23 protein-coding genes are annotated in these 21,833 nt (G+C 42.5%); 8 read left to right on the top strand and 15 right to left on the bottom strand.

Annotated elements, in window-relative coordinates; all coding sequences use genetic code 11:
• Nucleotides 1-2: 2 nt before the first annotated feature.
• The 8 genes from hisC (at nt 3) to LP316_RS09715 (ending at nt 6,075) form a co-directional block, all read left to right on the top strand.
• Nucleotides 3-1,127 carry a histidinol-phosphate transaminase gene (gene hisC / locus LP316_RS09750; RefSeq protein WP_193020799.1) on the top strand — a complete coding sequence of 375 codons (1,125 nt, stop codon included), beginning with the start codon at nt 3-5 and terminating at the stop codon, nt 1,125-1,127.
• An 8-nt stretch (nt 1,128-1,135) separates the two neighbouring features.
• Nucleotides 1,136-2,206 carry a bifunctional histidinol-phosphatase/imidazoleglycerol-phosphate dehydratase HisB gene (gene hisB / locus LP316_RS09745; protein WP_193020798.1) on the top strand — a complete coding sequence of 357 codons (1,071 nt, stop codon included), beginning with the start codon at nt 1,136-1,138 and terminating at the stop codon, nt 2,204-2,206.
• Entirely contained in the window at nt 2,206-2,817 is a 612-nt protein-coding gene (gene hisH / locus LP316_RS09740) for an imidazole glycerol phosphate synthase subunit HisH (protein ID WP_193020797.1), read from the top strand. The genes hisB and hisH overlap by 1 nt, the downstream gene beginning before the upstream one ends.
• 3 nt (nt 2,818-2,820) lie before the next feature.
• Nucleotides 2,821-3,558 (top strand): 1-(5-phosphoribosyl)-5-[(5-phosphoribosylamino)methylideneamino]imidazole-4-carboxamide isomerase, encoded by a 738-nt coding sequence (gene hisA, locus LP316_RS09735; protein WP_193020796.1) that lies wholly within the window; start codon nt 2,821-2,823, stop codon nt 3,556-3,558.
• Nucleotides 3,540-4,313, top strand: a complete 774-nt coding sequence (gene hisF, locus LP316_RS09730) for an imidazole glycerol phosphate synthase subunit HisF (RefSeq protein WP_193020795.1) — start codon at nt 3,540-3,542, stop codon at nt 4,311-4,313. The genes hisA and hisF overlap by 19 nt, the downstream gene beginning before the upstream one ends.
• 9 nt (nt 4,314-4,322) lie before the next feature.
• Complete coding sequence (hisIE, locus tag LP316_RS09725; protein ID WP_193020794.1) at nt 4,323-4,946, top strand: bifunctional phosphoribosyl-AMP cyclohydrolase/phosphoribosyl-ATP diphosphatase HisIE; 624 nt, start codon at nt 4,323-4,325, stop codon at nt 4,944-4,946.
• A gap of 210 nt (nt 4,947-5,156) precedes the next feature.
• Entirely contained in the window at nt 5,157-5,456 is a 300-nt protein-coding gene (locus LP316_RS09720) for a DUF6559 family protein (protein WP_193020793.1), read from the top strand.
• 145 nt (nt 5,457-5,601) lie between these two features.
• Complete coding sequence (locus LP316_RS09715) at nt 5,602-6,075, top strand: GNAT family N-acetyltransferase (RefSeq protein ID WP_193020792.1); 474 nt, start codon at nt 5,602-5,604, stop codon at nt 6,073-6,075.
• A 17-nt stretch (nt 6,076-6,092) separates the two neighbouring features.
• Here the strand turns inward: LP316_RS09715 and LP316_RS09710 are convergent, their stop codons facing one another.
• The 15 genes from LP316_RS09710 to rnhB form a co-directional block, all read right to left on the bottom strand.
• Entirely contained in the window at nt 6,093-6,476 is a 384-nt protein-coding gene (locus LP316_RS09710; RefSeq protein ID WP_226960715.1) for an MAPEG family protein, read from the bottom strand.
• Between the two features lie 146 nt (nt 6,477-6,622).
• On the bottom strand, nt 6,623-7,267 hold the full coding sequence (gene adk, locus LP316_RS09705) for an adenylate kinase (protein ID WP_193020791.1): 645 nt from the start codon (nt 7,265-7,267) through the stop codon (nt 6,623-6,625).
• Nucleotides 7,268-7,529: 262 nt separating this feature from the next.
• Complete coding sequence (locus LP316_RS09700) at nt 7,530-8,156, bottom strand: hypothetical protein (RefSeq protein ID WP_193020790.1); 627 nt, start codon at nt 8,154-8,156, stop codon at nt 7,530-7,532.
• A 426-nt stretch (nt 8,157-8,582) separates the two neighbouring features.
• The gene (locus tag LP316_RS09695) at nt 8,583-9,089 is read right to left on the bottom strand and encodes a GAF domain-containing protein (protein WP_193020789.1); all 507 of its coding nucleotides are present in this window, start codon (nt 9,087-9,089) and stop codon (nt 8,583-8,585) included.
• Nucleotides 9,090-9,965 carry a hypothetical protein gene (locus LP316_RS09690; RefSeq protein WP_193020788.1) on the bottom strand — a complete coding sequence of 292 codons (876 nt, stop codon included), beginning with the start codon at nt 9,963-9,965 and terminating at the stop codon, nt 9,090-9,092. It lies immediately after the preceding gene.
• Nucleotides 9,966-9,967: 2 nt separating this feature from the next.
• Nucleotides 9,968-10,810, bottom strand: coding sequence for a polyphosphate kinase 2 (gene ppk2, locus LP316_RS09685; protein WP_193020787.1), 843 nt, complete (start codon nt 10,808-10,810; stop codon nt 9,968-9,970).
• 86 nt (nt 10,811-10,896) lie between these two features.
• Nucleotides 10,897-12,234 (bottom strand): N-succinylarginine dihydrolase, encoded by a 1,338-nt coding sequence (gene astB / locus LP316_RS09680; protein WP_193020786.1) that lies wholly within the window; start codon nt 12,232-12,234, stop codon nt 10,897-10,899.
• Between the two features lie 145 nt (nt 12,235-12,379).
• The gene (locus LP316_RS09675; protein WP_193020785.1) at nt 12,380-12,841 is read right to left on the bottom strand and encodes a hypothetical protein; all 462 of its coding nucleotides are present in this window, start codon (nt 12,839-12,841) and stop codon (nt 12,380-12,382) included.
• A gap of 201 nt (nt 12,842-13,042) precedes the next feature.
• Nucleotides 13,043-13,297 carry a Txe/YoeB family addiction module toxin gene (locus LP316_RS09670; RefSeq protein WP_193020784.1) on the bottom strand — a complete coding sequence of 85 codons (255 nt, stop codon included), beginning with the start codon at nt 13,295-13,297 and terminating at the stop codon, nt 13,043-13,045.
• Entirely contained in the window at nt 13,294-13,545 is a 252-nt protein-coding gene (locus LP316_RS09665) for a type II toxin-antitoxin system Phd/YefM family antitoxin (protein ID WP_193020783.1), read from the bottom strand. The genes LP316_RS09670 and LP316_RS09665 overlap by 4 nt, the downstream gene beginning before the upstream one ends.
• A gap of 293 nt (nt 13,546-13,838) precedes the next feature.
• Complete coding sequence (locus LP316_RS09660) at nt 13,839-15,005, bottom strand: dicarboxylate/amino acid:cation symporter (protein WP_193020782.1); 1,167 nt, start codon at nt 15,003-15,005, stop codon at nt 13,839-13,841.
• A 34-nt stretch (nt 15,006-15,039) separates the two neighbouring features.
• Nucleotides 15,040-16,410 (bottom strand): tRNA lysidine(34) synthetase TilS, encoded by a 1,371-nt coding sequence (gene tilS, locus LP316_RS09655; RefSeq protein ID WP_193020781.1) that lies wholly within the window; start codon nt 16,408-16,410, stop codon nt 15,040-15,042.
• A gap of 193 nt (nt 16,411-16,603) precedes the next feature.
• Entirely contained in the window at nt 16,604-17,560 is a 957-nt protein-coding gene (accA, locus tag LP316_RS09650) for an acetyl-CoA carboxylase carboxyl transferase subunit alpha (protein ID WP_193020780.1), read from the bottom strand.
• Between the two features lie 62 nt (nt 17,561-17,622).
• Entirely contained in the window at nt 17,623-21,159 is a 3,537-nt protein-coding gene (gene dnaE / locus LP316_RS09645) for a DNA polymerase III subunit alpha (protein ID WP_193020779.1), read from the bottom strand.
• Nucleotides 21,160-21,186: 27 nt separating this feature from the next.
• A complete protein-coding gene (gene rnhB, locus LP316_RS09640; RefSeq protein WP_193020778.1) occupies nt 21,187-21,828 on the bottom strand; it encodes a ribonuclease HII in 642 nt (213 codons plus the stop codon).
• Between the last annotated feature and the right edge of the window lie 5 nt (nt 21,829-21,833).

Here is a 21,833-nt window from a genome sequence, read left to right as displayed (position 1 = left end):
CGATGAGCCAACAAAATAAACTTATTAACAGCCTTGCTCGTCCAGAATTGGTAGAGATGATGCCATACCAATCAGCGCGTCGATTATTTGCCTCAAGTGAGCAAAGCGCGGCGAATAACGTATGGCTTAATGCTAATGAAGCCCCTGGTGATGGCGCATATCAAGTACAAGCGAGTAATATAAACCGCTACCCGGACTTTCAGCCTGAGAATTTACTAAATGGCTATAGCCAGTACACCAAGTTGCCAAAGTCTCAACTATTGGCAACCCGAGGCGCAGATGAAGGGATTGAACTTGTCATCAAAGCGTTTTGCCGCGCCTATCAAGATAACATTTTGATCTGTCCGCCAACCTACGGCATGTATGGCATCAGCGCTCAAGCCCAAGGCGTTGGTATCGTTGAAGTGCCGCTGGTAAATAATCAACTTAACGTTAAGGCGATCGCTGAGCAAAAAGGTAACGTGAAAGTATTATTTTTATGCTCACCGGGTAACCCTACGGGGAATTTATTGCCGAAAGCGCAAATTCTACAAGTGCTCGAGCGTTTTAAAAATGACGCAATTGTTGTCGTCGATGAAGCTTATATCGAGTTTTCACCAACATCGAGTATGCAAGACTTACTTGATAGCTACGACAATTTAGTGGTCCTGCGCACACTGTCAAAAGCATTCGGCTTAGCCGGCTTACGTTGCGGTTTCACCCTAGCTAATTCCGCAATTATTACCATGTTGTCAAAAGTCATTGCGCCCTATCCCATCGCGGCGCCAGTGGCGGAAATTGCTAGCCAAGCATTAACACAAGACGGCGTAAAGCAAATGCAAGCGCAAGCAGCATCGATAAATCGCTCGCGTGATGCCTTGAGCCAATGGCTAGCACAACAAGCTTGGTGCAAACGGGTATTTGATAGCAGTGCTAATTTCATCTTGTTTGAATGTAGTGATAAAGATGAAATTTTCAATCTATTAAAAGCACAAAATATTTTGATCCGCGATCAATCAAAGCAACCACAGCTAGAAAATTGCTTACGCATCAGCATTGGTAGCGAGCAAGAATTAACATTAGTTAAAACGATTTTATCTCAGGCACTTGATACAAACACCCAAGTACCTGTTTCAACAAAGGTTTAGGAAATACCATGGCACAGCAAGATATTCTATTTATAGACAGAGATGGCACCTTGATTGAGGAGCCAGTCAGCGATAAACAAGTCGACACGCTCGAAAAGCTTGTCTTTGAGCCCATGGTGATCCCAACCTTGTTAAAGCTACAAGCGAAAGGCTACCGGTTAGTGATGGTATCAAACCAAGATGGCTTGGGTACAGACAGCTATCCACAAGCAGATTTCGATTTACCGCACAATAAAATGATGGATTTATTCAGCTCGCAAGGGGTTATTTTTGACGATGTATTATTGTGCCCGCACTTTGATGAAGATAACTGCAACTGCCGCAAGCCCAAACTCGGTTTAGTGTCAGACTATCTGCAACAAGGTAAGGTCAATTTTCAAAATTCATTTGTTATTGGCGATCGTCAAACCGATATTGAGCTAGCCAAAAACATGGGCATTGTCGGTATTCAATACGATCGTCAAGATAACAACTGGCTATCGATTGCAGAGCAACTATTGTCAGCCAATCGTACGAGCACGGTAACGCGCACGACCAAAGAAACCGATATTACAATAGCCGTCGATTTAGACAAGAAAGCGCCCATAAACATCAATACTGGCCTTGGCTTTTTCGATCATATGTTAGAGCAAATAGCGACCCACGGCGGTTTTTCCATGCAAGTTTCGGTCAATGGTGATTATCACATCGATGAGCACCACAGTGTTGAAGATACCGCGCTTGCACTCGGCCAAGCGCTAAAGCAAGCGTTAGGTGACAAACGCGGCATTGGTCGGTTTGGATTTGTCTTGCCAATGGATGAGTGCTTAGCGCAAGCAGCGCTCGATTTATCGGGCAGACCATGGCTGGAATTTGACGCTGAATTTACTGCTGACAACGTCGGCACCATGTCGACTCAAATGGTCTCTCATTTTTTTAGAAGCCTAGCCGATTCAATGGCAGCGACTATTCACCTATCAACGACTAAAGGCAATTGCCACCACCAGGTTGAAAGCCTATTTAAAGTCTTTGGGCGCGCATTAGGTCAAGCGATTTTAGTTAATGGTGATGAACTACCAAGTTCAAAAGGAAGCCTGTAATGAGTGCCAATATCGTTATTGTTGATACTGGCTGTGCCAACATCGCATCGGTGCGTTATGCCGTTGAACGACTCGGTTATTCCGTTGCGATTAGCGATCAGGCAGATGTGATCAAAAGCGCTGATAAAGTTATTTTACCCGGTGTCGGCAGTGCAAAACACGCGATGAATAACATTAAAGCAAAAGGTTTAGTAGAGGTCATTCAATCACTTAGCCAACCTGTACTTGGCTTTTGTTTGGGCATGCAGTTAATGTGTAAACAATCAGCAGAAGCAGGTTTTAACAATTCAAGCACCATTGATTGCCTTAATGTTATTCCAACCGAGGTCAATGCCATGCAAGTTGGCGAGCTTCGTTTGCCGCACATGGGTTGGAATACCTTAACACTTGAAGGCACTCACCCAATTTTTAACGGCATAGCATCTGGCGCGTATGTCTATTTCGTGCATAGCTTTTGTGCGCCAATCAGCCAATACACCATTGCTAGCTGTGACTACGGTCAACCGTTTAGTGCAGCGATAGCCAAAGACAACTTTATTGGTTGCCAATTTCACCCAGAGCGCTCAGGTGATGTTGGCAGTCGAATTATTCAGAATTTTTTGGAAATGTAACTTATGATGATCCCAGCAATTGACCTTATCGATGGTCAGGTCGTGAGACTGTTTCAGGGCGATTACCAGCAAAAAACCAATTATCAATACACGCCGCAAGAGCGCCAACAAGCTTACTTTGCCGCCGGTGCTAAAGTGATGCACTTTGTCGACTTAGACGGCGCCAAAGACAGTGCCAAGCGTCAACTTGAAACCTTAAAACCACTGGTCAACTTTGACGGTATGACAATTCAAGTCGGCGGTGGCGTGCGCTGTGAACAAGACGTTATCCAACTTTTAGATCTAGGCGCTGATCGCGTGGTAATCGGCTCACTTGCCATTAAACAACCAGATTTGGTTAGCCAATGGCTTGAAACATTTGGCGGTGACAAAATCGTTTTAGCGCTAGATATTAAAATTGATGAAAACGGCAAGAAAACTCTGCCTACCCACGGTTGGATTGAAGATTCAGGCGTTGTCTTAGAAGATTTACTCGCGCAATACCATAATGCTGGCATTAAACACGTACTATGTACCGATATTTCAAAAGATGGCACGTTATCTGGCAGTAACGTTGAATTATATCGCGAACTTTGTCAGCAATACCCAGATATCGCATGGCAAGCCTCAGGAGGTATTGGTTCCATTGATGATATTAAAGCACTGATCCCTACAGGCGTTAGCGGTGTCATCCTTGGCAAATCTTTACTTGAAGGCAAGTTTACCTTAGAGGAGGCTATCGCATGTTGGCCAAACGGATAATTCCTTGTCTCGACGTACAAAATGGCAAAGTGGTTAAAGGCGTTAAATTTCGCAATCACGAAATTATTGGCGATATCGTGCCACTTGCTCAACGTTACGCCGAAGAAGGCGCAGACGAGTTAGTTTTTTACGATATCACCGCAAGTGCTGATCAACGAGTGGTAGATAAAAGTTGGGTCAGTAAAATTGCCCAAGTGATCGATATTCCGTTTTGTGTTGCTGGTGGCATTAAAACCGCTGAAGATGCACAACAAATCCTCAATATGGGCGCTGACAAAATCAGTATAAACTCACCCGCCCTGCTCGATCCTAGTTTAATTTCACGGTTAGCTGATCAGTTTGGTCAGCAATGTATTGTGGTTGGAATCGACAGCTATTTTGATCAAGAAACGCAACAATATCAGGTTTATCAATTTACTGGTGATGAGGCGCGCACGCAAAAAACCTCATGGCAAACCTTTGACTGGATAGCTGAAGTGCAACGCCGTGGCGCTGGCGAAATTGTCCTTAACTGCATGAACCAAGACGGTGTGCGACAAGGATATGACATCGCGCAACTTGCTCAAGCAAGAGCGATAACCAAAGTGCCACTCATCGCTTCGGGCGGCGCGGGAGAAATTAACCACTTTAGTGATGTTTTCAAGCAAGCCGATGTTGACGGCGCGCTTGCCGCAAGTGTATTCCACAAACAGATCATTGAAATAAAAACACTTAAATCCCAACTAATTAACGACGACATTGCCATTAGGCCATAAGGAAGACAAATGATTGTTTCATTAGACAATATTGACCAATTAGCATGGCAGAAAATGGATGGTCTATTACCTGCAATCGTTCAATGTAGTGCGACCGGTAGCGTATTAATGCAGGGCTACATGAATCGAGAAGCCTTAACTAAGACCCTAAATACCGATAAAGCGACGTTTTACAGCCGTTCAAAACAGCGTTTATGGCTAAAAGGAGAAAGCTCAAATAACGTCTTGTTGGTTAAACAGATATTAAGTGATTGTGATCGCGACGCCATTTTGATAAGTGCCGAGCCTCAGGGGCCAACGTGCCACTTAGGCACGCAATCGTGCTTTCCAGAAGAGGAGCTTAGCCAGCAAAACTTTCTCTCGCAGTTAGAGCGAGTCATAAGCCAGCGTAAAACGGCTTCGCCCAGTGAAAGCTATACCGCAAGTTTAATGGCCAAAGGCCTAAATAAAGTGGCCCAAAAAGTTGGCGAAGAAGGTGTAGAAGTCGCGCTTGCTGCGGTTGCAGAAACCAAAGAAGACTTACTTGGCGAGTGTGCGGACTTGTTTTTCCACACCTTAGTGTTATTACAACACAAAGATATCGCCCTATCAGAGGTTATGGCGGTTTTACAAGAACGTCATAATAAACAGTAAGTTAATTTGACATGAAGGTTATTTTAAAAAGCAATTGGAATTTCAGTTAATTTCTTAGAGCAAAATAGTCTTTTTGGTTAACATTTTTTTAATTGATCCTTAACCAGTTATCAGTACAATAGCGCCTGTTCAATGACTATTGAAAATAAGTTGAGTCAGAGGAAGCAAACGGTTGTTGCTTCTACTGCTCTAAATCGCTAAGGAAAGGCAATGTTTAAATATTGGCATATTAAAAAATATGGCGACAATCTCGCTAGTCGATTAGCTAAACGCTACGGAGAACAGCACTTTTATACCGCTTCTCAAATTAGAGCTACTGTTTATCAATGTAACTATAAGCCTAGCTTTTTACCCTTGGGTTATCTTTTATACCTTGAAAAGTCACAGCTCAGTGATACTGTCGAAAGAGAGTTTCCAGAGTTAGATATTCAAGCCTATAAAAATGAGATGTTAGATTACCTCAGTAAAAAGCAGTATTCAGGCAGACTTTACGAGTTAAAGCACAGTTGATACCCATTGGAAAATTGTTTTAGTTATTCGCGGCTAATACAATAACCTAGCGGTATAATCGGTGAAAATATAGATTGCGGCTTACTCCGTTTTAATAAAAAATACCTTAAGTTATTATTTATAGATGTACTTAAGGTATTTTTTTATGTCAGAAAATTGGCAAATCAAGCATTTTAACCAATTAACCCGAGATGAACTATACGATTGCTTAAAGCTAAGAATTGATGTATTTGTTGTTGAGCAAACCTGTTATTACCCCGATCTCGATGATCTTGATCGTCATCCAAAAACCCTACATATTTTCCGATATATCGATGGAAAAATAGCGGCTTACCTTCGTATTTTACCCAAAGGCACAACATACCCTGATTATATCAGTATTGGACGAGTGATCATTGCACCTGATTTTAGGGGAAAAGCGCTAGGACATGAAATAATCAAGTTAGCATTAGCGACCATTGAGCAATATTTTGCCAACCAAAATATTAAAATATCTGCGCAAAAGCACTTAGAAAAGTTTTATCAAAAACACGGGTTTAAAACCTGTACTGAGATGTATTTAGAAGATGGTATTGAACACATTGGTATGAAGTTAGTTAAAGTAGCACCGCATAGTTAACATGCGGCGCTCGGTGCTTAACTGATAAGTAAAGTGACGCTAAGGGTGATTAATACGCCAAATAATAATAAAGTTCCGCCCGCTCTTGGCAAGGATGTTTTATAAGACTTTGATAAACCAATTGCATGCAATACGCGGCTGATAATAAGTGCAATACCAAAACCGTGTAACCATTGCTCACTACCACCATTAACTTCGTAAAACGCCATTAATAAAAGTGCTAGAGGAATATACTCAGCAAAGTTACCATGGATGCGAATAGCCTTAAGTACTTCTATTTTCCCCAAGTCACCTAAGCCAACCTGATGCTTGAAACGCATACGAATAACATTTATCGCTAAAGCAATATATAGCAAAGTTAGAATTGCGCCGTAAAACGCAGTTAAATCAATTAGTTTCATGGTAATTCTCTTATTATTTTGGCTAGTTCAAACAAGCGAGCTTGCCATTTGTTGTGTCTGTTTGATTATTGTTGTGAGAAAAATCTACCATATCAAATTACAGGCGAAAAAAAACCCGCTTGACGCGGGCTTTTATAAAATAATGATTAAGCTAACTTTTCAGCTAAAAGCGCACTGACTTTTTCAACCGCTTGTGTACCATCAACGGTTAGGTACTGACAGTTACCTGACTTAGCTTCAGCTTGATAGTAATCGACTAGCGGCTTAGTTTGCTCGTGGTAAATACCTAAGCGCTTGCGTACAGTTGCTTCTTCATCGTCTGGACGAATAGTGAGTTCTTCGCCAGTTTCATCGTCAACACCCTCAACTTTAGGTGGGTTGTATACAATATGGTATACACGGCCTGAGCCTGCGTGTACACGACGACCGCCCATGCGCTCAACGATTACTTCATCAGGTACGTCAAATTCAATGACATGATCAACATCGATACCGTTAGCTTTCATCGCATCGGCTTGAGGAATGGTACGCGGGAAACCATCAAGTAAAAAACCAGCTTTACAGTCGTCTTGTGCAATACGCTCTTTCACTAAGCCGATAATCAATTCATCTGACACTAATTGACCTGCATCCATAACTTCTTTAGCTTTTTTACCAAGCTCAGTGCCAGCTTTAATTGCAGCACGCAGCATGTCACCTGTAGAAATTTGTGGAATGCCGAATTTAGCCATTAAGAACTGTGCCTGAGTGCCTTTACCTGCACCTGGTGCACCTAATAAAATAATGCGCATATCGCTTTAACCCTAACTGTTTTTGACGGTTTCATTAAAAGCCCACACTATACAAGTTCGCTACTGGGCAGACAAGTCTGATTTCTTTAGAGATGGCAAAAAATCCCTATTGTTGTCGATTTTTTTTCAAAAAGTCATAAAAACCGATAACTTACAAAACTATAAATAAAGTTAATATTCTCTATAGGATAAAAAAAACCACCAAAGCCGTACATAAAAACTTTAGTGGTTAAACAAGCGGTATTAATAGCGTCGCAAAGCGTTAGCCGTACGCATGAATGAGTGGGTTCTTATAGATAACCCCTACCCCCTGCTCCATAGACGTCACGGTATAACTCGCTTTACTCGTTTCAATCGTTCCATAAGTACCAAACTCGCTTTGAGTGATCTTTACAGGAAAGGCCTTGCCATTTTCAATAACTTCACCCTGCCAAGTAAAATCGCCATTTTCCTCGAGTTGTTCAGCAGTAACCTGAACGATTAAAGAGGCTTGCATAGGTAATTCAATCGTTAAATACGTCCCTACACTTATGTCGAGATACATGGTTTGGTTTAGCTCAATCGCTTGGTATTCTGTGGCTGAGATATGCTGTTCTAATTCATCGAATGCTTGATTATCTATACTGTGCCAAGCACTTTGCATTAACTCGCCGTGAGTTATATCGAGTTGTTCATGTAAAGCGAGCAAGTGATCTTGCTCATGAGCCTCGAATAAAGGAGGACTGTTATCGCTATCTAGTCTAGCTAAATTGATTGGCGGTAATAAATTATTATCTTCATCGAGATCTTTACTTTTCAGCGCTTGCTCTTCGCGATAACCGTCAATCGTCAAATAGATAAGTGTTGCTGCTACAATCGCTATAGCAGACAAGATAATTAGTGGTTTCATTTTTCCTCTCAATGGTATTACAGCGATGGTAATACCTAGCGACTAACTTCATGTGATAAGTAAAAACTGAGATTTTTATCGCATAAATTGACAATATCAGTAACGCTTGATATTAGTTGCAGCAAAGAACTCAAGTATATGCTCGAGTAAGAGTAGATAGAGAGACTATTACATGTGTTGAAAAGAGGAAGAGTAGGTTTATTGAAAACCAATTTTACTGACTGAAAAACAGCACAACAGAGATTATTAAAAGGTGTTAAGTGGCCCATACGGGTACTCCTAAACTTTACTTAAAACCACTCCTTGGTTCCCATTTGGCGCGCATCCATTAAAGTTAGGTTGTTTTCTTATTAAACTTTTCCTGACAAAAAGCTAACAAGACAATAGGCATAGTAAGCTAACACATTAAGCGTTGGCAAGTTCTTTTTATGACGCTAAGTTTTGTAAGTCGCTAGCAAAGAAAATCGAAGAGATATTGGCAACGCGTTTAAGCGCATTAATATGGCTGTCTTGCCATTCAACCACTGCCCCTGTTGCTTCACAGCAGATAATCCCTACTGGCTCAAAGTCGTGATGAATAATGTAGTCTAGTAAAGAATGGATATCGTTGGGCTCGAAGTAGCTTTTATTAAAGCAAGCTGTAGCGACATTATTGCGGGCATCACACGCATTGACGACTTGGTGCTTAATAATTGCGTCAAAATACTGTGGAAAGTCGTTTTTAGACAAACTAAAGCCTTGACTCACGTTGCCATCTTTATCAATTAACAAATGACAGTCAATGCGGTCTTTAGTGCTATTTAAACTCCATAAACTAACACGGTTGGCTTGAGGTACAAGCTTGTGTAATGTTGAGCAAATTTCTCTCAACTTACCTGACACTGATTGCTTGGGCTTAGAAATCGTCATTGATAGTTTTGTTATTTCGTCCATCTAGCACTCCTTACTCGGCATATTGACAACACAGATTGACAATGTCGGTTCATGCTTAAAATGACACGCAACATAATCAAATTGTCGGTAAGTCATATCTCGTAACTGGGTATCAATCATACCAAATTTATCCGTAATAACCTCGAGCTCTGACATAAAGAAAAGCTGCTCAGGATGCTTCATTAATTTAATAATAGACTTTAAATACGCTTTTGGCGTTAAATATTGCGATAAATGCTGCTGATCCTTCAGCGCACCATAGCCTGATGCCATATGAGGCTCGATTTCTTGCTTGATTTGGCTAATGAATTTTTCCATTAAAAACTCGTTTAATTTAGCGCGTAACAAGGCAGATCTTTCGGCCTGCTGAGTAACTGACAGTACCACGCGTTTATGCTTGAAGGTGAGTACGTTTTTTCGCGCATCTTGGATCACCTTATCGCCTTCTAGTGCTGGCATCAAGACGTCTTTGTAATAAGGGCTAGCCACTAAAATACACGCATCATATTGCTGATGCTGAGCATCAAAAAATCGTTGGCAGAGCTTTTCTTCAAAAAACAACGCCTGTAAAAAGCTCTCGCTTTTATAGTCGTTGAGATTGTAGGTCATCTGTTCAATAATTTTATCGGTCAATGTAGTGATATATTGATCGAGCACTGCCGCAGACTTTCTTAGTTTTTTCCGATAATTGGCGACAATTCTTATCCGACTATTGGTTTGACTCACCAGTAATTCAAGTGAACGTTCAACGCTAACCTTGCGCTTTCTGTGCTGTTTATATCGCTGCCACCACGACTGTTTAAAGTCGAGAATGCGAATTTGCTCTTCAAAAAAGCGTCGTAATGAACGCTTAGACCTAGCGCGATTATCTTGCATACTTAATTAGATAATTCATCTTTAACTGTGCGTATTATACGACGATCTATTTGAATAACCTCATCATTTCTCTCGGTATAGTCAAATTGATTGAGGAGATATTTGATCGCGTTTATGCGGGCCGTTTTCTTGTCGTTTGATTTTACCACTACCCAAGGTGATTCAGGTACTGAGGTATAGTAAAACATATCTTCTTTCGCACGCGTGTAATCATCCCACTTTTCTTGGCAGACTTTATCAATTGGACTGAGTTTCCATTGTTTAAGCGGATCAGTTTCCCGACTTTTAAAGCGCTTGGCTTGCTCTTCTTTCGTGACTGAAAACCAAAACTTGATCAGTTGAATACCTGAGCGTTGGATCATATTTTCAACCGTTGAAACCGTGCGTAAAAACTCCATAACCTCGCCTTTATCACAAAAGCCCATCACCCGTTCAACACCTGCTCGGTTATACCAACTTCGGTCAAACAATACGATTTCACCCGCGCCGGGTAAATGTTGAATATAACGTTGATAATACCATTGAGAGCGTTCTCTTTCGGATGGTTTTTCAAGCGCGACAACGCTACAGCCACGAGGATTAAGATGTTCAATAATACGCTTAATCGTACCACCCTTACCCGCCGCATCACGCCCCTCAAATAGTGCTACTACCTTAATGCCGTTTTGCTTTACCCAGTTTTGCCATTTAACTAACTCGATATTTAACAAGTGTAATTGGTTTTGGTACTCGCTCTTCGACATTTTTTCATGGTGAATTCTGTGATCGTTTTGACAAAACTGTTCACCTGACTCTTCAAGTGCCGACTGCTCTTCAATAGTGATAGGTTTTCCGATATTTGACATGGTATCTCGCTGAAATAGAAGCCTTTTATAAACTTAAAAGACTTCTACTAAAAAGCAAGCTAAATCTTGTAAAAGCTCAGTTAGCGCTAATCTTTTTGGAAGGGGTAAACACTGCCAATGTTAAGGATTTGAGTTAACTCATCTAAGGCAGTTCTAGACTCGACCAAGAGTTGCGGGTCGGCTAAGCATTGACTCGAGATACGGTCGCGATAATGCTTTTCAACCCAAGCGGTTAATTTTCCGTAGCGTTCATCGTTAATCAAGCAGTTGGGGTTAACAGCAGCGAGTTCGTGCTTATTCAAAGCAACTCGTAAACGCAGACAAGCCGGTCCACCGCCGTTTTTCATACTTTCATTGACGTCAAAATATTTTACTGCTTTTATCGGCGTATCTTGGCTAATGAGCTCGTCTAAATACGCTTTAACACCGGCGTGATGATAACAGTGCATCGGCGCTATGATCGCCATTTCACCTGAGCTCAACGTAACAATTTGGGTATTAAATAAGTATGTATCAACAGCGTCTTGAACACTCACCTGTTCATCTAACACACGAACAAAGTGCACGTCATATGATGCTTTTCGTTTTACTTCTTCAATAAAGCCTTGCTCGTTTAAAAAGGCTTGTTGATGGTAGAACAAGACATTTTGGTTGCCAACGGCAATTACATCATTGTGAAATACCCCTTGATCAATTACATCGGGGTTTTGCTGGACAAACACCGTATCGTTATCGGTTAACTGGTGCATGCGGGCAACTGCCTGTGATGCCTCAAAGGTTTGTCTGGCTGGAAATTTTTTCGGTGCAGGCATGTCTTTTCTAAAGGCATAACGCCCATAGGTGAAAATTTCGATACCACGCTCACCATAAGCGTGGCATAAACGGGTGTGATTAGCCGCACCTTCGTCACCAAAATGCTCATTTTCCGGTAAGTGTAGATGATGCACAAAATGTTTATCATCATTGAACACAGCTTTTAACACGTTACCTGTTACGTTTGGCTCAATTGAACGATGAAACTTATTGGTTAAGTTCGCCGGTGTAAAGTGAAGTTTGTTGTCTAAACTATCGGCGGAAGGTGATACGGTTGCCGCATTGGCCGTCCACATACTTGAAGCTGAATAACAGCTGGCTAAAATGCCCGGCGCCTGCTTATAGGCTTTTTCAATCACTTGGCTGTCGCTGCCAGTAAAACCTATTCGCTTTAACGTGGCGATATCAGGGCGCTCTTGAGGCGCAAGCACGCCTTGGGTTAACCCTAAATCATGCAAGGCTTTCATTTTTGCAAGGCCTTGCAGCGCTGCTTGTTTTGGATTTGAGATATCTTGAGCATTGTTTAATGAGGCAACATTTCCTTCTGATAAACCTGCGTAGTTATGGGTAGGACCAACAAGGCCATCAAAGTTTGCTTCAATTGTCGACATGGGTAAGTGCATCATTTAGAAATAGAGTAACTACACTATATCGATTTGCAAGATAATTACAACAAAGAAAAAACCGCCTTATGGTCAAACCATAAGGCGGCAGCTTGCGAGCATTTATTCTTGGGTATTACACTGGGTGTATTAATTAAACTTGTATAGAAAACAATGACGTTTCTGACGGTTTGTTCTCTTCATACGCACGAACAAGCTTAGTGGATCTATTTTTTACCACGGGTACCATACGCGTGCTTTTATCTACCTCAACCGGTAAATTTTGTTCAATATCAAGTGGAAATTGACTGTGTTTAAACTTATAGGCTTGTTTGTATAAATCAGCGATTGATAAGTCAGTAATCAGATGGCTTGGCTCAGATTTTTTTTGCGTGTAGGCATCAATCATATTCTGAGTATGTTGCGCCTTATTTTTCGCCAAACCATATTGCAAGGCTTTGTTGGCAAGCGTGTATGTCTCAGGTTGTTGAGCGATGGTTGCTAAACCATTTTCAGGTAACGATTTATCTGAAGCACGATATGCTGTGTTGTTGCTTTTTGGCATATAAGCATACGCACTTGATAACGAAGCAGTAGATGAAACAGAATTGACCATGTGACCTTCTCCTTAGAGTATGTCTGCATTTTAGGTCAAATATTGGCTCTCTTTGGCGTGGTTTTGTTATGTAATTGGATCAGTTTGTAATCGGGCTCAGTTAATCGCGATCCTGCCATACCCCGACAATGAGCGAATAACATCGTAAAGCCATCAACTATTTAAAGAATCACACAGTCGTGTTGAGTGTTAGGGATTACGTTAATAGTGGTAGCGCAGTTGTGCAATCAAGATTGCATCGTCTTTGAGCTTGTAAACAATCCGATGTTCGTCATTGATCCGGCGAGACCAATACCCTGATAGCCCATGTTTTAAGGGTTCTGGCTTGCCAATCCCCGCATGAGGTTCTCGCTGTATATCCTTTATAAGAGCATTAATGCGTTTCAATATTTTTTTGTCGGTGCTTTGCCAGTACAAGTACTCTTGCCAAGCATTAGTCGAAAAAATTAATTTCACTCTATGAGCTCTCTTTCTTCACCGTTACCTGCTTCCAACTCAGCAATTGATTCAAGTAAAGCCCTAGCATTTGCAGGAGACCTTAATAAATAAGTCGTTTCTTGCATCGCCTGATAATCTTCTAAAGACATCATGACAACGGGACTTTCACTTTTTCGCGTAATAATAATAGGCGAATGATCGTCACACACTTTTTCCATTGTTTTGGCTAAATTTGCTCGTGCCGCTGTATAACTGATAGCTTCCATAACCCGTACCTGTACAAAATTCCGTACAACATAGTTTAGCTTGGCGGAACAAGTAAATCAATAAAGATGATAAAAGTTGTTTGCGTGCGGGATTAAGCGGTATTTAAATCATTGGGATTGAGGGTTTTACTACAAACTTTGTGCTCGATTTTTTTCTGAACAATTAAATCTTGATATGACGTATGAGCTTTATTTAGACCAACACTTATATCGACGTTGCATATATATGAATAGCCCCCAAAAGAAAAAGCAGCCGAGGCTGCTTTTTTATCAACTAACGTTTGCTTGAAAACTTAGCTATCGTGAGTAGTAAACTCGTCATCGGCGAATTTATCAACCCATAATGCAATGGCACCGTCACCCGTTACGTTACAGGCAGTACCAAAGCTATCTTGTGCTAAGTATAAGGCGATCATCAAGGCTAACGCTGATTCAGTAAAGCCTAACATGCTTGCTAGCAAACCCAATGCCGCCATAACCGCGCCGCCCGGTGCACCCGGTGCTGCAATCATGGTTACGCCTAGTACTAAAATAAAGCCGATCATCACGCCAATTGAAGGCAGTGCTAAGTCAGGAGATAACAACATTACCGCAGTTGCACAAGTGACAATAGTAATCGTTGAACCACTTAAGTGAATTGACGCACAAAGCGGCACAGTAAAGTTAGCAACACCGTCGCGCACTTCATTCTCTTTAGTTGATTTAAGCGAAACAGGAATTGTTGCCGCGCTCGACATCGTGCCTAACGCAGTAAAGTATGCTGGCATCATATTTTGTAATAATTTAACTGGGCTTTTACCTAGCGCAATACCCGTGGCTACGTATAACACAGCAATCCACAACCAGTGCATAACTAAAGCTAAAACCAAGACCACACCAAAAGTTTTTAAGGTATCAAAAACTGTTCCTGCATGCGTCATTTCAGCAAATACACCAGCGATGTAGAAAGGTAGGGCTGGAATGATCACCTTCGAAAGCAATAACTCAATAACATCACGAGACTCTGTTAATACCGTACGTAAATTAGTCGCGTTTATCGCACTAATCCCAATACCAAAGATAAAGGCTAGAGCTAGCGCCGTCATTACATCAAATAACGGTGGAATTTTCAGCTCGATAAAGCCTGCGAGTTTCGCGCCTTCTGAAGCAGCTTCTACCGCATTACCTTCTGTTAAGCCGGGTAATACTGCACTGGCAACGATATACGCTAAAGTACCCGCAATAATCGTTGAACCATAAGCTAAACCAACGGTTTTACCTAATAGCGATCCCGAACCTTGCGGCAGAGAAGCAATACCACTGGCAATGTAAAACAAAATAATCAGCGGGATAGTAAATTTAATTAACTGGCCAATAATATTTTGAATGGTAAATACCAATTGGATCAAAACATCGGGTGCGAATTGGCCGATTAACATACCGGCTACGATACCCGCGATGAGTTTAACGATGAGGTTCATGGAGTCTCCTGTTGTTTTTGTTATTCCTGAGATTCTATCGCGAATCTTGCTCAAAAGAATAGTAAAGGGTGAAATTTGTTGACGATGGTGTTGGCGTAAAGTCTTTACAGACAAAGTGCCCTAAAGCAGCAACCAATTCATCGTCGTAATATATAAATGGGATCCGCTTGCGTAGCCAAGGGGCAATCTTTAACTCTTGGAGTATTTTCTTAAGCGCCTTGGAGTGGTTGCGATACTCAGGTAGACAAGTCGGGTTATTGTGGCTAAACCTAACACTGACCTGTTGACCAGGCTCAGGTGCTCTTAACTGATACGCTAGCATTGAGCCGTGATCGTCGCCGTCAAATTGAAGCTGGCCAATGCCATCGGGTAAGTCGATCTGTGTACCTTCAATGATTGGCGCGTTGACTTGCCAAAGCCACTGGTTAACATCGTTAAATTCCGGCGTAAAATAAAGCGCTTGCTGAAAACGCCTGACGGTAATACCAGAGATGTTTACTGCTGGCGTTTTATCATTTGCTGCGACCATTTGCTGTTTAATTTCTGTTAATTGGGCAACGGAAGGGGTAACAGCATATTCCTGCATTAAGACATAGCGAAGCAAGTTATTGAGTCGCTCACTTGTCAATTGATTTAGCTGAGCTAAATTAAGCGAGTTGTTGCTTGTGCGAGCTTTAGTCAAATCTTCTTGGGCTATTTGCTCAAGTAGCACTTGGCTTTGTTGGCAATTTTGCGCCGTGCGAGCGATTGTTTTACCAATACTCGGCCAACGCGCTTGCAAAAGCGGCATGATTTGATGACGAATAAAATTGCGATCAAATTGCTCATCAACATTTGAATCATCTTCGATATGCTCAATATCATGTTCGGCTGCATAATGTTCTATTTGCTCACGAGTTACCGACAACATCGGCCTAATCACTTGCCGATGGAATAACACGGTAGAAGCATTCATACAGGCGAGCCCCGCGACCCCTGCCCCGCGTTTTAGCGCAAGCAGCATAGTTTCAGCCTGATCGTCTAAATGATGCCCCGTTAACATCAAGCCGTGCGCAGGCATTAAGCGCTGAAATGCAAGGTAGCGCGCTTCACGTGCAACGGCCTCCGTGCTTTGTTGAGGATTAATACTCAGCTCAACATTTTCAGTGATGAAATCGACACTAAGTTTACTGGCTTGATTTTGACAAAAGCGTTGCCAATCATCGGCAAATTGACTTAAGCCATGGTGGATATGACAAGCAACCAAGGGCTGTTTTATCAAACCTTTATTTTTTAGCTTTGCGCAAGCATACAAGAGTACTTGAGAGTCAACGCCACCACTGTGGGCGATATAAATCGGCCGCACTCGGTCTTGGCGCTGCGCTAACTCAATAGCCGCTATAATAGCTTGCTCGATAAACTGCATAAAAGCTGATAATTATTTTTAAAAAAGGTAACTGATTGAGAAATTTAGCATGAAATACATCAATGGCGTTAGCTAGCTTGAGATATATTTGCCGATCAAAATATGCACTACACCATCCATGACAATTCATTAATAATGTTCGTCCGTGAACAAAAAAGCCAGCACTATGCTGGCTATTTTTATGCTTGCTTAATTAGCAGTAACCGTAAGTCATTAGACGTTGGTAACGTTGCTCAATAAGATCTTCCTTCGATAAGTCTTGAATATCGGCTAGATCTTTTTTGATTGCTTGCTTGAGAATCGCAGCCATTTCATCCATATCGCGGTGTGCGCCACCTAGTGGCTCATCAATGATGTTATCGATTAACTCAAGCTCTTTAATTCGCGGTGCTGTGATCCCCATGGCCTCGGCAGCCGTTGAGGCTTTTTCTGCCGTTTTCCATAAAATCGACGCACAGCCTTCTGGTGAAATTACTGAGTAAGTAGAGTAACGAAGCATGTTTACACGGTCACCAACACCAATCGCTAATGCCCCACCAGAGCCGCCTTCACCGATAACCGTACAAACAATTGGCACAGTTAAACGCGACATGACTTTTAAGTTAGTCGCAATCGCTTCACTTTGCCCGCGCTCTTCAGCACCGATACCCGGATAAGCACCCGGCGTATCGATAAAGGTGATGATCGGCATGTTAAAACGCTCAGCCATTTCCATTAGACGTTTTGCCTTGCGGTACCCCTCTGGGCGAGGCATACCAAAGTTACGTTTGACTTTTTCGGCTGTTGAACGGCCTTTTTGTTGGCCAATAACCATTACCGGCATACCGTCTAAACGTGCGGTACCACCCACTATCGCCGCATCATCGGCATAGGCGCGATCGCCAGCTAGTTCATCGAACTCTTCAAAGATACGCGGAATGTAATCTAGTGTGTAAGGACGTTGCGGGTGACGAGCCACTCGCGCTGTTTGCCACGGATCTAAATCAGCAAAGATTTTTTGCGTCTGTTCTTTATTCTTTTCTTTTAACTGGCGAATTTGATCTTCTAAATCAAGATCCAAATCTTGGCCATTATTAACCAATTGTAATTCTTCAATTTTTGCTTCTAGTTCGGCAATTGGTTGCTCAAAATCTAAAAAATTTAACGACATATTTGCTTTTAACCTGTTGTTAAACGAGCCGAGAATATCTAGCTCACTTACTGTTAATTAATTTATTTAAATTGTAAGGCGACGTTATCTTCACCTAACAATAACTTCAACTGATGTAATAACTTGTCAGCAGGGGTTACCCGCCACTGAACGCCCAATTCGAGTGTTGCCTGCGCTTCATCACGCAAATAATTCACTTTTACTGGGCAGGTGCCGTCTTTGTACTCAGACAACACCTGACTAAATTGTTCAAAAAAGTTGTCATTAACAACTTGGCGATCTAATGATAAATCAATGCTTTGCAGATAGTTTTCCCGCGCATCGGTAATCGTCATTATATCGCGACCCGACATTGTAATACCACCGGAGTAATCATCAAAGCTGACCTGTCCGCTACAGACTAAAATAGCGTCTTTCACTAGGATATCTTGAAACTTATCAAAGTCGTCGGGGAACAGTCGCACATCGATTCGGGCACTTTTATCATCAAGCGTCACTAACGCCCAGCGACGGCCGCGTTTATTAACCAAAACACGTACGCCAATCACTAGGCCGACCGCGGTTGCACTGCCATCTCGCCCTGTTGGTTGCATGCCAACTAATCGTGATGTGGCGTATCGCTTACTTTCTTTTAAATAGCGATCAATCGGGTGGCCGGTTAAGTATAAGCCAAGGGTTTCGCGTTCACCATCAAGCCACACTTCTTCTGGCCAAGGGGTTACTTGTTTAAAGGCTTGGCGGGTATCATCAGGCTCTTCGTTGATCAGCCCGAACAAATCGTGCTGACCAATGGCTTGTGCTTTGGCGTGTTGATCTGCCGCTTTAATCGCTTCTGTTAAGCTTTCAAACAGGGCTGCGCGATGTGGCCCACCGTTATCGGTTTTTGGACCGAGTGCATCCATCGCACCGGCTTTTACTAAACGTTCTAACACGCGCTTATTGGTTTTCTTAATATCAACCCGCGCACAAAAATCGAATAAATCGGCAAATGGTCCACCGGCTTCACGAGCAGCAATTATCGCATCAATTGGCCCTTCACCGACCCCTTTAATCGCGCCAATGCCGTAGACAATTTCGTTGTTATCGTTAACGGTAAACTTATATAAACCTGAGTTAACATCTGGTGGCAATAAGGTTAAGCCCATGTTTTTACATTCATCAACTAGGGTAACGATCTTGTCGGTATTATCCATATCAGCAGACATTACCGCTGCCATAAACGGCGCCGGAAAGTGCGCTTTCATCCACAGTGTTTGATACGAAACTAACGCGTAGGCTGCTGAGTGAGATTTGTTAAAACCATAACCGGCGAACTTTTCTACCAAGTCGAAGATTTTCATCGCCAACTCGCCATCAACACCGTTATCTATTGCACCTTGCTCGAAGGTTGAACGCTGTTTCGCCATTTCTTCAGGTTTTTTCTTACCCATGGCTCGGCGTAGCATGTCGGCACCACCTAACGTGTAACCCGCTAGTACCTGAGCAATTTGCATTACCTGCTCTTGGTAAAGAATAATCCCGTAAGTGGGTTCAAGAATCGGCTTTAATGATTCGTGTTGCCAAGTTTCATCTGGGTAGGATATTTCCTCACGACCGTGCTTACGCTCGATAAAGTTATCTACCATGCCCGATTGCAAAGGCCCTGGGCGGAATAAGGCTACCAAAGCGATAATATCTTCAAAACAGTCGGGTTGAAGCTTATCAATGAGTGATTTCATGCCACTCGATTCAAGCTGGAAAACAGCAGTGGTTTGCGAGGCAAGTAACACTTTAAACGATTTTTTATCATCAAGTGGGATTGCGGTTATATCAATCGGCTCTTTGCCTTCTTTGAGTAGCTGCGTATCAGCCATCTCAATCGCCCACTGTAAGATGGTTAAGGTCCGTAACCCTAAGAAGTCGAATTTAACTAACCCGGCGTCTTCAACATCGTTTTTGTCAAACTGGGTAACAGGGTTTTTACCTTCGTCGTCACAATAAAGTGGCGCAAAATCGGTAATAGTGGTTGGCGAGATTACAACACCACCAGCGTGCTTGCCCGCGTTACGCGTTGTACCTTCGAGGATGCGACACATATCGATGAGATCTTTTACATCCGAATCTTGCTCGTAAATTTCAGGTAAACGCGGCTCCGCTTCAAATGCTTTGGCTAATGTCATGCCCGGATCAGGGGGAATCAACTTCGAAATGCGATCGACAAAACCATAAGGATGACCCAATACACGGCCAACATCGCGAATTACCGCTTTCGCCGCCATGGTACCAAAGGTAATAATTTGTGATACCGCATCACGGCCATAGAGTTCGGCAGTATGATCGATTACCTCATCGCGTCTATCCATACAGAAGTCGACGTCAAAGTCCGGCATTGATACACGTTCAGGGTTCAAAAACCGTTCGAATAGTAAGTCAAATTCTAGCGGATCAAGATCGGTAATTTTTAGCGCATAGGCGACTAACGAGCCCGCTCCTGAACCACGACCAGGACCCACGGGAATATTGTTATCCTTACTCCATTGGATAAATTCCATCACGATCAGGAAGTAACCAGGGAATCCCATGTTATTGATAACATCGAGCTCGACCTTGAGGCGCTCATCGTATTCTTTGCGTATTTCGGGGAAATCAGGTGAGTCTTTATCAAATAAAAACTCAAGACGCTCTTCTAGGCCCTCTTTTGAAACCTTGACGAGATAATCCTCAATCTTCATTCCTTCGGTCGGAAAATCGGGTAAGAAGTACTCACCTAGCCGCACTGTCGCGTTACAGCGCTTAGCGATTTCAACGGTGTTTTCAAGTGCTTCAGGGATATCGCTAAATAGCTCAACCATTTCTTCTTCTGAACGAAGATACTGCTGAGGTGAATACTTTTTCGGTCGACGTTTATCGTCTAAAGTAAAACCATCGTGAATCGCGACCCTAATTTCATGGGCGTCGAATAAATCAGGCGTTAAGAACATTACCTCATTCGTGGCAACCACTGGGATGTCGTGCGCACTAGCAAAATCGACAGCTAAATGCAGGTAAGTTTCTTCGTCGTCACGCCCTGTTCGAATCAATTCGAGGTAATAATTATTTGGGAAATACTGCTGATAAAAGCTCAGCATCTGCTGGGCTTGATTAATATTATTTTTTAACAGTGCTTTGCCAATATCGCCTTCTTTGGCACCCGATAATAGAATCAAGCCTTCGGCGTGCTCAATGAGCCAGTCGCGATCAATGACCGCTCTGTTTTGAATATGGCCACGCAGATAACCTTTTGAAATAAGCTCTGTTAGATTTTTATAACCCGTGTTGTTACTGGCGATAATAACTAAACGCGATAATTCATCTTCAAGCAAATCGCTTTTTACGTAAAAGTCTGCGCCGATAATCGGCTTGATACCCGCTCCGTGCGTAGCGTGATAAAATTTTACCAAGCCGCATAAATTCATTTGGTCGGTCAATGCCAATGCCGGCATATTGAGTTCTTCGGCTTTAGCAACGATCGGCTTAACTTTGTTTAAGCCATCGCGCATTGAAAAGTCACTGTGCACCCGCAAGTGCACGAATTTTGGCGCGGGTAATGGTACGTTTTCTACTTCGATATGCTCAGACATTTATCATTCTTATTGGGTTGTCATTCACTAACGGTTTTTTGTTTGATTGGCGATAACATTGGCTACCGGTTTAAAACTTCTACGGTAATTGTCTAACACACCAAGTTCAATAATTTTTTCTAAATGCGCCTTGGTTGGGTAACCCTTATGGCCTGCAAAACCGTATTCAGGGTATTGTTCGTCAAGAGCAAACATATCGTTATCGCGCTCTACTTTGGCCAAAATTGACGCCGCACTGATCTCTGCAACCCGCGCATCGCCTTTCACCACGGCTTGTGATGGAATACCTAATTCTGGACAACGATTACCATCGATTAATACGTGATCAGGTGTCACCGACAACCCCTGCACAGCCCGTTGCATCGCCAGCATAGTGGCGTGCAAAATATTCAACGTATCGATTTCTTCAGGAGTGCAGCGACCTATTGCCCATGCAGTCGCTTTTTCTTTTATTTCTTGGGCGAGTGCTTGGCGCTTTTTCTCTGATAATTTTTTTGAATCCATTAATCCATCAATCGGATTATCCGGATCGAGGATAACCGCGGCAGTAACGACATCGCCAACAAGGGGGCCGCGCCCTACTTCGTCAACCCCAGCGATGCAATAAGCTACCGGATAAACAAACGGAGGCAGTTCAGCTTTTTTTTTAGCAGGTGCTTTAGTTGTCATTATCG

This window comes from Thalassotalea sp. LPB0316 (assembly GCF_014898095.1).
In the GTDB taxonomy this organism is placed as follows: domain Bacteria; phylum Pseudomonadota; class Gammaproteobacteria; order Enterobacterales; family Alteromonadaceae; genus Thalassotalea_G.
The sequence above is the reverse complement of the archived record's forward strand: the minus strand, read 5'-3'. Positions and strand labels throughout refer to the sequence as shown.